The following is a 12,798-nucleotide window of genomic DNA, read 5'->3' as shown; positions in this document are numbered from 1 at the left end:
CCCTCGTCCCCGGCCAGCCGGGACACGGCCTCGGCGAACGCCGCCTCATCCACCGGGGAGATCAGCCCTGTCTCGCCGTGCTCCACCACACGGGGCGCGCCGAGATCGTCGGTTGCCACGCACGGCACGCCGCAGGCCTGCGCCTCCAGATAGACCATGCCCACGCTCTCGCGGATGCCGGGAAAGGCGAAGATATCCAGCGCGCTGTAGAAGCCCGGCAGCTCGTCGCGCTCCACCGGGCCGGTGAAGACGCAGGCATCGCCAAGCATTTCGGTCGCATATTCCGTGCACGCCTCCTGATTGTCGCCGCCGCCCGCCACGGCCAGAAACGCGTTCACACCGCTGTCGCGCAGCCCTGCCACAGTCCTGACAAGCCACTGCACGCCTTCGGTCTTGACGCCGGGACGCATCATGGCCGCACAGCCGATGACCACGGCGTCACCTGCGCCCCATTCTTCGCGCAGGATACTGCGCGCGCCTCGTCGCGCGTGAAGGACGAGGCGTCAAAGCCCGGACGGACAGGGCCGAACCGGTGCGGCTCAAGCAGCTTGGCGCAGCCTCTTCAAGGTCGGGGGAGTTGCAGAAAATGTATTCGGCGGAGAGCATGGCCAACTCGTTCATGACGAAGCCGGGCCATGTGGCGTCACTGTCGGCGCGGCTGGGGGCGTAGCTGGCCTGAAAGAGAAAATACGGCACCCCGAGGCGCGCCGCCACGCGCGGGCCAACGGCGTCCGGCACCTTGTAATAGGAACTGTAGGTCAGCACGCAGTCGCAGCCGCGCGCAGCCGCCTCGGCCACGTTCAGGTGTTCGGGCAATCGCTGCATCCTGTCCGTGTCCTTCCAAATCTCCTTGCAGGGAAAATACGGCAGCAAAACGACCTCGTGTCCGAAATCGCGCAGGATGGCCGCAAGGTCTGCCGGGATGGACACGTCACCGGACGGACGGGGGTTGTCCAGCGGCTTGAACGGGGTGCACAGGGCGATGCGCATCAGTCTGCGGTCTCCAGAATGTCATGCTTCAGTGCCCAAAGGATGGTGTAGCTGGCGGTCTCGCCGCTCACGCCTTCACTTTGCGTCAGGCGCAGGACCAGTTCGCCGCAGGTGATCGGCTTTCTGGCGAGAAAGGCCAGCACCCGCGCGTGGTCGGGGTTCACCAGCCGCTCCACGCCCGCATAGGGCAGAACGTGATCCTGCCCGCGGTAGACCGCATTGCCGGTGCGTCCGGCCCGAACCGTCAGCTCGTCTGTCAGAACCTGCGTCGGATAGCCGCCGAAAACCCGTGCGTATTCGATTCGCGAGGGGTGCCCCGCGCCCCGGACCACGGATTCGTTCACTGGCTCGCTCCAGAGCTCGTCCCAGAGCGTCACATACTGACGGATGACGGCAGGCCCACCGTACTGCTCCGTAACCATGGTCCGGGCGGCTCGCCCCATGGCCAGACGCTTTTCCGGGTCCCGGACAAGCTCGGCCATGGCCTCGGCAAGGCGCGGCGTGGACACGGCGGTCTGCTGGGCCAGCGTCAGGTGGTAGCTGCTGTCAAAGGTCAGCGGGGCCATGCGGTCGGCCTGCGGCGTGCGGTCCGGCCCGATGACCGGGATACGCAGGCCCGTCACGCCGTCCTCTACGAGATCACGGTAGCCGTCGTAGTCGGAAACCAGCGCGGGCAGCCCGGCAGCGGCTGCCTCCAGCACAGTGATGCCGAAGGTCTCCTGCGGGTTGTCGGCAATGGACACGAACACGTCCGCGCTCTCGAAGAGCCGGACCTTTTCCTCGTCGCCCGGCCGCTCGTGAACCTCCAGCGCCAGCCCGATATTCCGGGCCAGCTCACGCAACGTCGGCAAAAAGTCGTCGTTGTCCTCGGTCCAGCCCGCAAGCACGAGCTGCACGGCCTCGCGCGCCAGCCCGTCTGCGAAAAGCCGCTGGAAGGCGCGCAAAAGCGGCAGCAGGTCCATCTTGGAAAAATGCGAAATGCGCCCGAAGACCAGAAACCGGCACGGGCCATCGGCGGTGTCCTTGCGGGGACGAAAGACCTCCGGGTCCACGCCCAGCGGTATGCACGCCAGCGTGGGCGCAGGGAACCGCTCCGGGTCGAGCGCGTAGTTGGTGCGGAGCATGACAAAGATACGGCCCACGGCTTCGCGCCCCGGCCGGGAGGTGCAGACCACCGCGTCGCGTCCGGTGGTGCCGGGCGAGAGGTGCCGCAGGAACATTTCCCCGTACTGGCTGTAGCTCAGGGAGTGGATGGTGCCGGTTATGGGGAAAATGGACCGGGCCTTCTCGTTGCGCAGGGCCGCAAGCATGGGCTGCAGGCTGATGCAGTCGGACTGATGGAAGCAGTAGTACTCCGTCTCGGCCAACATGGCGGGCAGGTCCCGGCGGTCCAGCAACCGTATTTTTCCCCCGAGCGCAGGGAACTCGTCGCGCAGGACCACGGCCACCCGGTCTCGCACCGGACCGCTTTCCAGAAAGAAATGGTAGGCGTCGAAAGGGTCGGCCCGCAGCAGAGACCGCAGAAACCACTCGTTGGCGACCTTGCGGCCCAGCACCGGCCCCGGCTCGAAGAAGGGATCCAGCGTCCCCCAGATGCGTTCGCGATATCCACTCATGCCATTCAAAGACCCGACTTTGCAGCCTTTGTCAACGATATCGCGCACGGCAAATACTGCCGGGGCGTGCGAACCTGTGGATTTCCCTGTCGAAAAAAAGCCATTGCACACAAGCGGTTGAATACCCCAACGCAACGATCCACTTTTTTTTGGTCCCGGTTTTGCATCCTTAGGCCTGAAACACTTCCGAGCGTCGTTTTTCCGACACCCAGGAGGCTCGAAACATGAGGCAGAAGAGAACGCTCAGACGGGGCAAGAGGCCCGAACTTATGTGGGGGCTCGGACTGACCGAGGCCCAGAGAGAGCAGATCGCCAAGGCGGTCGGCCCCGGCTTCTATGTCCGCAACTTCCCCGACGGGCTCATCCCCGATCAGCAGGAGATGACCATGAACGAAAAGCCATCCGCAGCATGGATACCCCACCGCGTGTGGAAGGATATTCCCGAAGAGATGAAGCAGGATTACCGCGACCTCGACTCGCAGCGAATCCTGATTCAGGAAGAACCCGACCGGAACCTCGAAATGGACGAGGTGCTGGAACAGGGCTTCCTTACCGTCATCCGCGCTCCGCTGACCAAGGCCAAGGTGCAGGACGCCGTGTTCCGCGCCCGGGAAGTGACCAGCCTGTATTCCGACATCTACCGCATGTCCGAAGAGATCATGCTGGAGCGTGAACTGCTCTCCCGCAAGACCGACCAGCTGCTGTTCCTCAACCGCGTGCTGGCCAGCGCCTCCGAGTCGCTCGATCCCAACGTCATCCTTTATAATGCGTGGGATTACCTGAACATGCTTATGCCGGTCCGCCAGCTTCACGCCGTGTTCTGGCAGCACCCGGAAGGCTCGGAAGAGAACGACGTGCAGATTTTCCTCGGCAACCGCATGTCCCCGCAAAACGAATCCACATGGATCGAGCGGCTGCTCGACTGCGCCTCCAGCATGGGCGGCGGCACCGTAAGCGGCTACGACGTTTCGCGGGTCACGGGCATCCCGAGACCCGGCAGCGACAAGTCCCCGAACGAAGGCCGCACCTACACCCTGCCCCTTCGGGCCGGACAGGACGACTTCGGCGCGCTCGTGCTGCTGTGCGAAAAGGACGTGTCGCTGGGCAAGGATCAGGTCGAGACCTTCAAGTCCGCCGTGAACCACCTCGGGCTTGCGCTCAGAAACGCCCTGCTTTTCAAGGAGGTCAAGCTCCGCGCGGACCGCGACGGCCTGACCCGCATCTACAACCGCCGCACCTTCGACGAGCGGCTGGTTCACGAACTCAAGCGCCGCCAGCGTTACGGCCACGACCTGTCGCTGCTCATGGTCGACCTCGACCACTTCAAGAGCATCAACGACACGTACGGTCACGTGGCTGGCGATGAAGTGCTCCGAAAGGTCGGCGCCATCCTGCAGGATTCCCTCAGGTCCACCGACCTCGCGGCCCGCTACGGCGGCGAGGAATTCGCCGTGCTGCTGCCGCACACCACGGAAAAGGACGCCTGCCGCCTTGCCGAGCGCATCCGCTCCCGCATTGAGGCCAGCACCTTCGAATCCGAAGGCAGGGCCTTCCGCGTCACCGCCAGCATCGGCGTGGCCTCGGTGGAAGCCGGTGCCCTCGACCGCGACGGCGACCTCGTGCTCAAGGCCGATCAGGCCCTTTACGAGGCCAAGAACAATGGCCGCAACATGACGGTGATCTCTCGCGACACCCCGGCCGCGCAGGTCTGCCCCACCCAGTAGACCGTACACATCACGCAAAAATAGCGGGGCCGCACAGACTGTGCGGCCCCGTTTGTTATTTCCGGATGGCTAGAAGCGCTCGAAGTCGTCGTCAGCGTCATTCATCTCCAGAGCGATGCCGCTTGAGCTGCCGCCGCCCTTCCTGGCGGGCTCGCTCTGCGGAAGCTCGCGCGGAGCCTGACGAACCTTTGCGGCCCGGGGCTTTCTTTGAACATCACCGAGCTTGAAGAAGCTGACGTTTTCCTGAAGCTGAGTGGCCTGCGCCGAGAGGTTTTCCGAGGTGGAGGCCACCTCTTCCGACTCGGCAGCGTTCTGCTGCACCACGGTGTCCAGCTCCTGCAGGGCCTTGTTGATCTCGGACGCGCCCACGCTCTGCTCTGCCGTGGCGGTGGAAATCTCCTGCACCAGCTCTGCGGTGCGCTTGATGTCCGGCACCATCTGCGCAAGCATTTCCCCGGCCTCCTCGGCCACCTTCATGCTGGAGGCGGAAAGCTCGCTGATCTCGCCCGCAGCCGCGCCGCTTCGCTCGGCCAGCTTTCTGACCTCGGCCGCAACCACCGCAAATCCCTTGCCGTGCTCGCCCGCGCGGGCTGCCTCGATGGCCGCGTTGAGCGCCAGCAGGTTGGTCTGCCGCGCAATCTCTTCAACGATGGTGATCTTCTCGGCGATCTGCTTCATGGATTCCACGGTATCGCCGACCGCCTTGCCGCCCTTTTCCGCATCCAGCGCGGCCTTTTGGGCAATGGCCTCGGTCTGCCCGGCGTTGTCGCCGTTCTGGCTGATGTTGGCGGTCATCTGCTCCATGCTGGAAGACACCTCTTCCACGGACGCGGCCTGACGGGACGCGCCCTCGGCAAGGCTTTGGGACGAACTGGAGAGTTCCGCGCCGCCCGAACTCACGATGTCGCTGCCTTCCTGAACACTCAGGACAACGCCGCGGATCTTTTCGACCATGTTGTCCATGGCTTGGGAAAGACGGCCGATCTCGTCCTTGTGGGGATCGTTAAGCTTGGCATCCAGCCGCCCCGTAGCGATGGTCGATGCGGTCTCGACACAGCGATCAAGCGGCTTGGTGATGGTTCCGGCGATGAAGAGCGCCAGCGGAATGACGATCAGGCCCAGTCCGGCGATGACGCCGAGGCCGATCCAGAGAACGAGGCTGTTGGTAAAGGAGTTGAACTCGCCGGCAATGGCCAGCCCACGCTTTTCGATGGCGTCGATGTAGATGCCGGTCGCCACCCAAAAATCAGTGCCGGGGATCATCTCGGCATAGGCAAGCTTGGGGGAGACCTCGTCTTCGCCCGGCTTGAAGAACCAGTAGGTCACGAACCCGCCGCCATCCTGCGCCTTGTCGATCAGTTGCCGAATGTAGGCGTTGCCCTTCTTGTCTTCGGTGCCGATGCGGTTCTGGCCCTGAAACTCAGGCTTGAGAGGGTGGGCGACGTTGTTGCCTGAAGTGTCGTATGCGAAATAATAGCCGTTTTCGCCGAAACGAATCTGCTTCAACTCGTTCTGAACCGCAACGTCGAGCGGCTCACCGGCCGCCTTGGACTTTGCCACGGCATCGGCCACCTTGGTGGCCACGGACTGGACAGAGTACTGAAGTGTTCGCTCGTACCCGCTCAACATGGCGGACTTGGCTTCATCGGTGCCCTTATTTGAGAGCTGAACCAGTCCCACCCAGAACGCTCCGCATGCCAGAATGGTTGATACCACCAGCAGAAGCAGCAGGACCATGATCCGCAATCGTATGCTCAAACTCCTCCACATAACAACCTCCGGATATTGGAAAGTGTATTCCCTTCATATCACAGAGTTCTTCTTTGAGGCTATTATTCTGGAGTGTTAGGATATCATTTCTAAAAGGTCCGACTAACGGTGAGGAGAGAGGACCCAGAAGTGACGTTCTGCGCCGGATACTTTGTATAAACGGCTCTTCAGAGCTATCCACCCCGAAGGCATGTCGGAAGGAACGGGGTCGTTGGAGAGAATGAGCACGACGCCTTGTTCGGAAAGCATGGGCCGAACGAAGTCCAGCAACTCACGCCACGGCATGAATGCACGGCCAAGAATGATATCGGCCTTTCTATCGGGTGAGCGCTCGGCAAGAACGTCTTCTGCGCGGCCCTGAAAAACCGTGGTGCGGGGCAGGGTCATCCGTGCCAGCGCCGAGCGCATGAACCCGGCACGTTTCTCACGCACTTCCACCAGAATGTACTCGCCTTCCTGCCAGAGAGTGCGGAGCGGCAGGCCGGGCAGACCGGCCCCTGCGCCGAGATCGAGGGTCAGGGGGCTGTCGGGCAGGTCGAGTTCATCGAGAAACCCGGCAAGATGCAGGCTGTCCGCGGCCAGATGTCGCAGAACGTCCCGCCAGCCCTTACGGCCAACGAGGTTGGTGCGCCTGTTCCAGCGCTCCAGCAGGCCGAGGTAGGCGGCCAGTGCCTCGGCAGCGGGCGCGTCGAGAGAGAAGCCCAGTTTGCGGGCCTCTCCCGTCACCGCGCTCGCGTCCGGACCAGCCATGGGGCGCTATCCGGCGTTTTCCACCCAGTTCTGCAGGGCGGCGATGATCTTCTGGGCCTGAGCCACGGAAGAAATGTTGAACTTGGACTTGGGGCGGTAGGTGCCGTCGACCTTCTGGTACCGGCGGATGGAATATTTCTCCGGGCCGTACTCGCCCTTGGCGCGGTTCCATTCCTGATAACGGAACAGGATGGTGGTCCATGCGCCCTTGGACAGGATCTCCTTGTCCAGTTCCTTCACGACCAGCAGGTCGTCCTCGGTATAATTGATAGTAATGTCTTCTACGGTGCTAGCCACTGCTTCACTCCTTTGGGTCAATGGTCGGGTCCGCCCTCGAGACGGACAGCCGCCTCAATACATGCCGACCGGGCAAAGGGCAACCTCGTGATGGACCAGCGCCCCGGTTTGAGGATGCACATCGCCAGCGAATCGTGTATGGCTGTATCGGTAACTGTTTAATACCCTGTGAAAAACACCCTTGCAGAGGTTTTCCATGAGACGGCTTTTTTCGGTCTTCCTGCTCGTCATGCTTCTCGTACCGGCCCATCATGCCGGAGCCACCCAGCTGGAAGGACTGCCTGAATACGTCAAAAAGGTGATGCAAAGCAGAGGCATACCCGGCATATCCATAGCCGTTGTCCACAAGGACCGGTCGGTGCGCTTTTTCTCTGCGGGGGTTCGCAAAGCAGGCAACGAGGCTCCTGTCGGACCGGATACCATTTACCAGATCGGTTCCACCAGCAAGGCGTTCACCACCGCACTCACCGCCATGCTCGTGGACGAGGGGCTGCTTGACTGGAACGGCCGTGTTGCGGACCATCTTCCGGAATTCCGCATGGCCGACCCGTGGGTTACGCGCGAGTTCACCATCACGGACCTGTACGCCCAGCGAAGCGGCATGCCCTCCTACAGCGGCGACCTGCAGGGCTTTCTTGGCTACGGCCGGAAGCACATCATCCACTCCCTGCGTTTCATCAAACCGGTTTCCAGCTTCCGCAGCCAGTTCTCGTACGTCAACAACCTGTTTGTAGCCGGAGCGGCGATGATGTCGAACCTGACCGGCGAGCCATGGGAAGAAAGCATCGGCACGCGTATTCTGCAGCCCCTCGGCATGACGCGCTCGTCCACGGATGAAGCAGGACTCGTCAGCGATCCTGACCACGCGGCGCTGCACATGCACGTCTCGGATGGCCCGGTTGTTCTCAGCCCCGGTTCGATACTCGCGACCTGGCCCTACCTGATGGGGCCTGCGGGCGGCATCAATTCCACGGCACGGGACATGGCCCGCTGGCTGCTTGTGCACATGCACGGCGGCGCTTCTGGCGACAAGCGGCTCTTCAGCGAAGAGTCCGGCCAGTACATGCACTCACCGAAAACGCCCATGCATGCGTTCGGCGTGGACGCGGCCTATTGTCTCGGCTGGCTGAAGATATTTTTCCCGACCCACACGGTGGTCTGCCACAACGGCGCGACCCCCGGTGCCGCTTCCTTTGTCGGCTGGAGTCCGGATGCCGAAGCAGGCGTCGTCGTGCTGACCAACATAAGCAGGCAGAACGGCGCGGACGCTCTGGGTCTTTGGATTCTCGACCGCCTTGCCGGTGCGCCAGCGCGAGACTGGTCCGAAGAATTGCTGGGCGAAGACGGGGACGAGCCCGAGCCAAATGTCGATTCCAGAGATCCGCTGCCGCGTGAGCGTTACGCGGGTAAATACTACAGCCCGGTCTACGGATCGCTTCGCGTGGAGAAACGATCCCGCGGGCTCACGGTCCTGTTCGGAAAAGACCTCGCCGTGTCGCTCAAACTGGAGCACGCGGGCGGGGACACGTTCTCGGCGTCATGGCCGGAGATGGACCCGGACGATCCGGTCCATCTTTTTGACTTTGCCGTGAACGGGCGAGGAGAAGTCACCGCTGTCTCCCTCAGGGAGTACAGCGACGACGGGCTCGCCACATGGGGGAGAGTGGTCATTGAAGAGTAACGACAACACCGGAGATGATCATGACGATTGCAGCTTTTTACAACCTCAAGGGCGGTGTGGGAAAAACCACCTCCTGCGTCAACCTCGCCTGTCTCGCCGCGCGTGACGGATACCGCGTGCTGGTCTGGGACCTCGACCCGCAGGGCGGCGCGGGCCATGCCCTCGGCATTCCCGACCCCGACGCGGATTTCGGCGGCAAGGTCAAGAAACTGCTCAAGGACACGGAGCGGCTGGACGCCATGGTCACGCCCACGGCGTGGGACGGGCTGGACGTGATCCCGGCCGGATTCGGTTTCCGGCACATGGACGTGATGCTCGGGGACGGCAAGAAAGCGGCCAAACGACTGGGCGGCGCGCTGGAGCACCTCGCAGCCGCTACGACCTCATTTTTCTGGACTGCCCGCCCAGCATCTCGGTGCTCTCCGAGAGCCTCTTCAGCCTTGCCGACTACGTGTTCATGCCCATGCTGCCCACGGAGCTCTCCCGCCGGGCCTTCCAGCAGGTGCAGGAGCACATGGAAGCCAGCAAGTACGCCACGGCCGAAGTGGTGGCCTTTTACAATCTGGTGGACCGCAGAAAGACGCTACACCGCACCAACGTGCTGCGCGGATATGCGGCCCAGCCCGAGCTTTTCTGCGAGGCGTCCATCCCGGCGCGCACCGACATCGAACGCATGGCGCTTGAGATGAAACCGCTACTGGAATACGCCCCGGACTCGGACTCCGCAGCAGCCTACGGGGCGCTCTGGAGAGAGATACGCAGGAAAACGGCTATGCCCGCTCCCCGCTCTTGACCACGACAAGGGTGACGTCGTCGTCCGGGCGGATGCCCGAGGTGAATTCGTCCACCGCTTCAAGAACCGCGTCAACGATGTGGGTCGCGCTCATGGTGGCATGCAGCCGCAGCAGCCGCCGGTAGCGCTCCTTGCCAAACAGCTCCCCGGACGGCGAACGGGCCTCCCAGATACCGTCCGTGCCGATGGCGATGATCTGGCCCGGCTCGATGACGGTATCGCTTTCCTCGAACTCGGTGTCAGGGTCCACGCCCAGCGGCAGGCCGGAACCGCCAAGCTCGGTAAAGCGCTCGCAGTGCGGGCAGTAGACCAGCGCCGGGTCATGCCCGGCACGGACCCAGCGCGCGGTGCGGGACTCGTCTTCAAAGCGGATGAGGAAAAAGGTCATGAATCTGCCGGTGCCGTCAAGGTCTTCGGAAAGCTGACGGTTCATCTCACGCACGATGCGCACGGGCGTGCCCGGCGTCAGGACGCGCATCCGCAGGAACGCCCGGGCCGAGGTCATGAGCAGGGCCGCGTCCACGCCGTGGCCCGAGATGTCGCCCACGGCCACGTTCAGCCCCTCGGCGCTCTGCACGAAATCATAATAGTCCCCGCCCACTTCCGCGCTCGAGAGGCTGCGTCCGGCAATGTCCAGCCCGTTGGCCTCCGGTGCGGATGAAGGCAAAAGCGACTGCTGGACCTCCTCGGCCAGTTGCAGGGCCTTTTTCTGCCCGGTGAGGTCCGAGACAAAGGCCACGTGACCTTCGGGGTCGCCGTTCTCGTCGCGCAGGATGTTGCCGTGGATAAGCACCGGCACTTCTCGGCCGTCGCGGGCCACGAGGATACCCTCGAAGGTGCGATGCTCCATGGCGATGAGTCGGTCCCGGTTGGCATACAAGTATCGCTTGAACCCGGGTGCGGCAAAGTCGTAGGTTGAGCGGCCCAGCACCTCGTCCGCCGTGTAGCCGAGCATGTTCAGCAGCGAACGGTTCGCGTCCAGAATCCGCAGATCGAGGTCCATGAACAGGAACCCTTCCGCCGCAGTCTCGATGATGCGGCGCTGACGTTCCTCGGCGCGCCTGAGCTCGTCCTCCACCTGCTTCCTGCGGGTGATGTCGTTGAGAATCCCCTGATGATAGAGTCGGTTGCCCTCCTCATCGCGCACCACCACGGTGCGGTCCGCGATCCAACGCTCCTCGCCGGAACGGGTCAGGATGCGGTATTCGTCGGTGTAGACGTCGTCCCCGTCCTCGGTGTGGCGGATGACCTTTTGCTGAAAACGCTCAAGATCCTCGGGATGCACGATGTCCTTGAAGCTCACCTTTCCGGCAAGGAAATCAGCGGCCTCGTAGCCGTAGTTACCAATGTTGTCGGAGACGTATTCCAGCTGCGGCGGGTCCTCGGCATTTCGCCGGAAAAGGACCACCGGGCTGTTGTCCACTATGGCCTGTGCCAACCTGAGTCGGGCCTCCACCTCGCGAAACTCGTCCACCCACGTACGACAACTGTCGTCGTGCATGGCCAACTGCCCTCGCAGACGCGCCACTTCGCGCTCAAGCTCCCGGATTCTGTCCCTGTCGTTCGTGCTTCTCGTCATGGTCTGCCCAGTATGAAGCATCCGCCGCAAAGAGGGAATGCAAAAAAAGCATGCTCCCTGTTGACGAAACCCTGATTTAGGACTAATTACTATTCTCAACAAACGTCACACATCTGGAGCTGAAATATGAAAGATCAGGTTTTCAAGGCAATGCGGGATGCTGGCAAGCCGGTTCGTCCCGGCGATGTCGCCAAGGCGCTCGGCGTCGAAAGCAAAGATGTTTCCAAGGCCATCAAGGTCCTCCGCGAAGAAGGCAAAGTCACCTCGCCCAAACGCTGCTATTACGCTCCCGCAGACTAGGTCCCCCATCCTCCGAGAGGGAGTGCAGCAAAAAAACCCCGTCCGGCATTGCCGGGCGGGGTTTCGGTTTTTCGTCCGGATGACAGCTACTCGCCGGGCACCGACTCTGCGGCGACCGCTCCGGGCATGGGAAAGACGCGGTCATACACCCAGTTGTAGATGTAGGCGTGGGTCATGTAGAATCCGGCCAGCCCCGCGTCCATGATGATGGCGCGCGTCAGGCTGAGTTCCAGCCACCACGCCACGGCGGGTATGGTCACGGCCATGAAGGACAGCTCGAACCCGACCGCGTGGCAGCAGCGCATCCACGGCGGCCGCACGTGCACCGGCCTGTCGAGCCGCAGCAGCATATGGTCGAAACCGAGGTTGTACAGGTAGTTCCAGACCATGGCCATGATGGACATGCCAACGGCCAGCACGCCGGTCTTGTCCATGGGCGTGTCCATGAGCGTGGAAAAAAGCGGCACGGAAATGGCCATGCCGGTCAGCTCGAAAAGAAATGTGTGTCGTATTCTGTCAGCGGTGGTTCGCATGATTTGTTCTCCTGTGGGCGGCAATCTAAGCATCATTACGATGGAATCAAGTTGGAATCCATCGTTTTTGACGATACACCAAGCCCATGCAGCACACCCTCGAACAACTCAAGGCATTTGTGGCAGCGGCGGAGGAAGGCTCCTTTTCCGGGGCGGCGCGTCGGCTCGGCCGGGCACAATCCTCGGTGAGCCAGTCCGTGCAGAATCTGGAAATCGACTGGGGCGTGGAGCTCTTCGACAGGGAGGGGCGCTACCCCGAACTCACTCCGCAGGGTCAGGAGCTGCTTGAGGAAGCACGCCTGCTCCTGCGACGCAGCGCGGACCTTGACCGCCGGGCCATGGCCCACTCAGGCGAGGTAGAGGCGCACCTGACCTTCGTGGAGGACGAGCTGGTGCCGCTGCCGTTCGTGTTCCGCATACTGGAAGGGTTCAAGGAACGTTTCGCTGACGTTGACCTTGAAATCATCTTTGCCTCGCCCGACGAGGCGGAAGCCATGATCCGCTCGGGCCGGGCAGACATCGGGGCCACGGTCTTTCTCGGCGGCGAACCCGATGGGCTGTCGCTCACGCGGGTCATGGACATCGAGTTCGTGCACTGCGTTTCACCAAGGCATCCGCTTGCAGCCATGGAGACAGTCGGCCGCACCGAGCTTGAGGCGCACCGGCAGCTCGTGCTCTCCGGCCGAGCCGGGTCCGGGCTGGTGCCCTCCGAGGCCAGCGCATCCGGCGCTGGGCAAGCAACTCCTATTACGTGGTGCACCAGTA

Annotated in this window: 13 protein-coding genes and 1 pseudogene; 6 read left to right on the top strand and 8 right to left on the bottom strand. The window is 62.6% G+C overall.

Annotated elements, in window-relative coordinates:
* The 3 genes from JCM12178_RS14730 to JCM12178_RS14720 form a co-directional block, all read right to left on the bottom strand.
* A partial coding sequence (locus JCM12178_RS14730; RefSeq protein WP_157054939.1) for a glycosyltransferase family 4 protein occupies window positions 1-434 on the bottom strand: 434 nt, incomplete at its 3' end.
* A 4-nt stretch (window positions 435-438) separates the two neighbouring features.
* Window positions 439-990, bottom strand: coding sequence for a hypothetical protein (locus JCM12178_RS14725; protein ID WP_054652444.1), 552 nt, complete (start codon window positions 988-990; stop codon window positions 439-441).
* The gene (locus tag JCM12178_RS14720; protein WP_054652446.1) at window positions 990-2,606 is read right to left on the bottom strand and encodes a glycosyltransferase family 4 protein; all 1,617 of its coding nucleotides are present in this window, start codon (window positions 2,604-2,606) and stop codon (window positions 990-992) included. The genes JCM12178_RS14725 and JCM12178_RS14720 overlap by 1 nt, the downstream gene beginning before the upstream one ends.
* 224 nt (window positions 2,607-2,830) lie before the next feature.
* Between JCM12178_RS14720 and JCM12178_RS14715 the strand changes: the two genes are divergently transcribed.
* Window positions 2,831-4,330: a GGDEF domain-containing protein gene (locus JCM12178_RS14715; protein WP_054652442.1), complete on the top strand. Its 1,500-nt coding sequence runs from the start codon at window positions 2,831-2,833 to the stop codon at window positions 4,328-4,330.
* Between the two features lie 69 nt (window positions 4,331-4,399).
* On the opposite strand, the gene JCM12178_RS14710 is transcribed toward JCM12178_RS14715, so the two are convergent.
* The 3 genes from JCM12178_RS14710 to JCM12178_RS14700 all read right to left on the bottom strand — a co-directional run bounded on the left by JCM12178_RS14710 (window position 4,400) and on the right by JCM12178_RS14700 (window position 7,147).
* Window positions 4,400-6,100 carry a methyl-accepting chemotaxis protein gene (locus JCM12178_RS14710; protein ID WP_054652440.1) on the bottom strand — a complete coding sequence of 567 codons (1,701 nt, stop codon included), beginning with the start codon at window positions 6,098-6,100 and terminating at the stop codon, window positions 4,400-4,402.
* 102 nt (window positions 6,101-6,202) lie between these two features.
* Window positions 6,203-6,850 carry a 16S rRNA (guanine(527)-N(7))-methyltransferase RsmG gene (locus JCM12178_RS14705; protein WP_054652438.1) on the bottom strand — a complete coding sequence of 216 codons (648 nt, stop codon included), beginning with the start codon at window positions 6,848-6,850 and terminating at the stop codon, window positions 6,203-6,205.
* Window positions 6,851-6,856: 6 nt separating this feature from the next.
* Entirely contained in the window at window positions 6,857-7,147 is a 291-nt protein-coding gene (locus tag JCM12178_RS14700) for a hypothetical protein (RefSeq protein ID WP_054652436.1), read from the bottom strand.
* Between the two features lie 196 nt (window positions 7,148-7,343).
* Between JCM12178_RS14700 and JCM12178_RS14695 the strand changes: the two genes are divergently transcribed.
* The 3 genes and pseudogenes from JCM12178_RS14695 to JCM12178_RS17950 all read left to right on the top strand — a co-directional run bounded on the left by JCM12178_RS14695 (window position 7,344) and on the right by JCM12178_RS17950 (window position 9,621).
* A complete protein-coding gene (locus JCM12178_RS14695) occupies window positions 7,344-8,828 on the top strand; it encodes a serine hydrolase (RefSeq protein WP_054652434.1) in 1,485 nt (494 codons plus the stop codon).
* A gap of 14 nt (window positions 8,829-8,842) precedes the next feature.
* A pseudogene (locus JCM12178_RS21280) lies at window positions 8,843-9,193 on the top strand (ParA family protein); the annotation flags it as partial.
* Window positions 9,085-9,621 carry a ParA family protein gene (locus JCM12178_RS17950; RefSeq protein ID WP_439646711.1) on the top strand — a complete coding sequence of 179 codons (537 nt, stop codon included), beginning with the start codon at window positions 9,085-9,087 and terminating at the stop codon, window positions 9,619-9,621. The pseudogene JCM12178_RS21280 and the gene JCM12178_RS17950, both read left to right, overlap by 109 nt.
* Here the strand turns inward: JCM12178_RS17950 and JCM12178_RS14685 are convergent.
* The gene (locus JCM12178_RS14685) at window positions 9,599-11,200 is read right to left on the bottom strand and encodes a PP2C family protein-serine/threonine phosphatase (RefSeq protein WP_083465968.1); all 1,602 of its coding nucleotides are present in this window, start codon (window positions 11,198-11,200) and stop codon (window positions 9,599-9,601) included. The genes JCM12178_RS17950 and JCM12178_RS14685 overlap by 23 nt on opposite strands.
* Window positions 11,201-11,326: 126 nt before the next feature.
* Here JCM12178_RS14685 and JCM12178_RS14680 point away from each other — a divergent pair, with 126 nt between their 5' ends.
* Window positions 11,327-11,500, top strand: coding sequence for a helix-turn-helix domain-containing protein (locus tag JCM12178_RS14680; protein WP_054652429.1), 174 nt, complete (start codon window positions 11,327-11,329; stop codon window positions 11,498-11,500).
* An 86-nt stretch (window positions 11,501-11,586) separates the two neighbouring features.
* Here the strand turns inward: JCM12178_RS14680 and JCM12178_RS14675 are convergent, their stop codons facing one another.
* The gene (locus JCM12178_RS14675) at window positions 11,587-12,033 is read right to left on the bottom strand and encodes a PACE efflux transporter (protein WP_054652425.1); all 447 of its coding nucleotides are present in this window, start codon (window positions 12,031-12,033) and stop codon (window positions 11,587-11,589) included.
* 86 nt (window positions 12,034-12,119) lie between these two features.
* Here JCM12178_RS14675 and JCM12178_RS14670 point away from each other — a divergent pair.
* Window positions 12,120-12,798 (top strand): LysR family transcriptional regulator (locus JCM12178_RS14670; RefSeq protein WP_054652421.1); only part of this gene is annotated, 679 nt, incomplete at its 3' end.

It is taken from the genome of Salidesulfovibrio brasiliensis JCM 12178, assembly GCF_001311825.1.
GTDB lineage: Bacteria > Desulfobacterota > Desulfovibrionia > Desulfovibrionales > Desulfovibrionaceae > Pseudodesulfovibrio > Pseudodesulfovibrio brasiliensis.
Note: the sequence above shows the minus strand (reverse complement) of the source record. Positions and strands in the feature narration are given on the sequence as shown.

Bases quoted from the DNA above. Each gene is read 5' to 3' on its own strand.
- JCM12178_RS14680 (WP_054652429.1), top strand. From the start codon at position 11,327: ATGAAAGATCAGGTTTTCAAGGCAATGCGGGATGCTGGCAAGCCGGTT.
- JCM12178_RS14715 (WP_054652442.1), top strand. From the start codon at position 2,831: ATGAGGCAGAAGAGAACGCTCAGACGGGGCAAGAGGCCCGAACTTATG.
- JCM12178_RS14705 (WP_054652438.1), bottom strand. From the start codon at position 6,850: ATGGCTGGTCCGGACGCGAGCGCGGTGACGGGAGAGGCCCGCAAACTG.
- JCM12178_RS14695 (WP_054652434.1), top strand. From the start codon at position 7,344: ATGAGACGGCTTTTTTCGGTCTTCCTGCTCGTCATGCTTCTCGTACCG.
- JCM12178_RS14685 (WP_083465968.1), bottom strand. From the start codon at position 11,200: ATGACGAGAAGCACGAACGACAGGGACAGAATCCGGGAGCTTGAGCGC.
- JCM12178_RS14725 (WP_054652444.1), bottom strand. From the start codon at position 990: ATGCGCATCGCCCTGTGCACCCCGTTCAAGCCGCTGGACAACCCCCGT.
- JCM12178_RS14720 (WP_054652446.1), bottom strand. From the start codon at position 2,606: ATGAGTGGATATCGCGAACGCATCTGGGGGACGCTGGATCCCTTCTTC.
- JCM12178_RS14675 (WP_054652425.1), bottom strand. From the start codon at position 12,033: ATGCGAACCACCGCTGACAGAATACGACACACATTTCTTTTCGAGCTG.
- JCM12178_RS14710 (WP_054652440.1), bottom strand. From the start codon at position 6,100: ATGTGGAGGAGTTTGAGCATACGATTGCGGATCATGGTCCTGCTGCTT.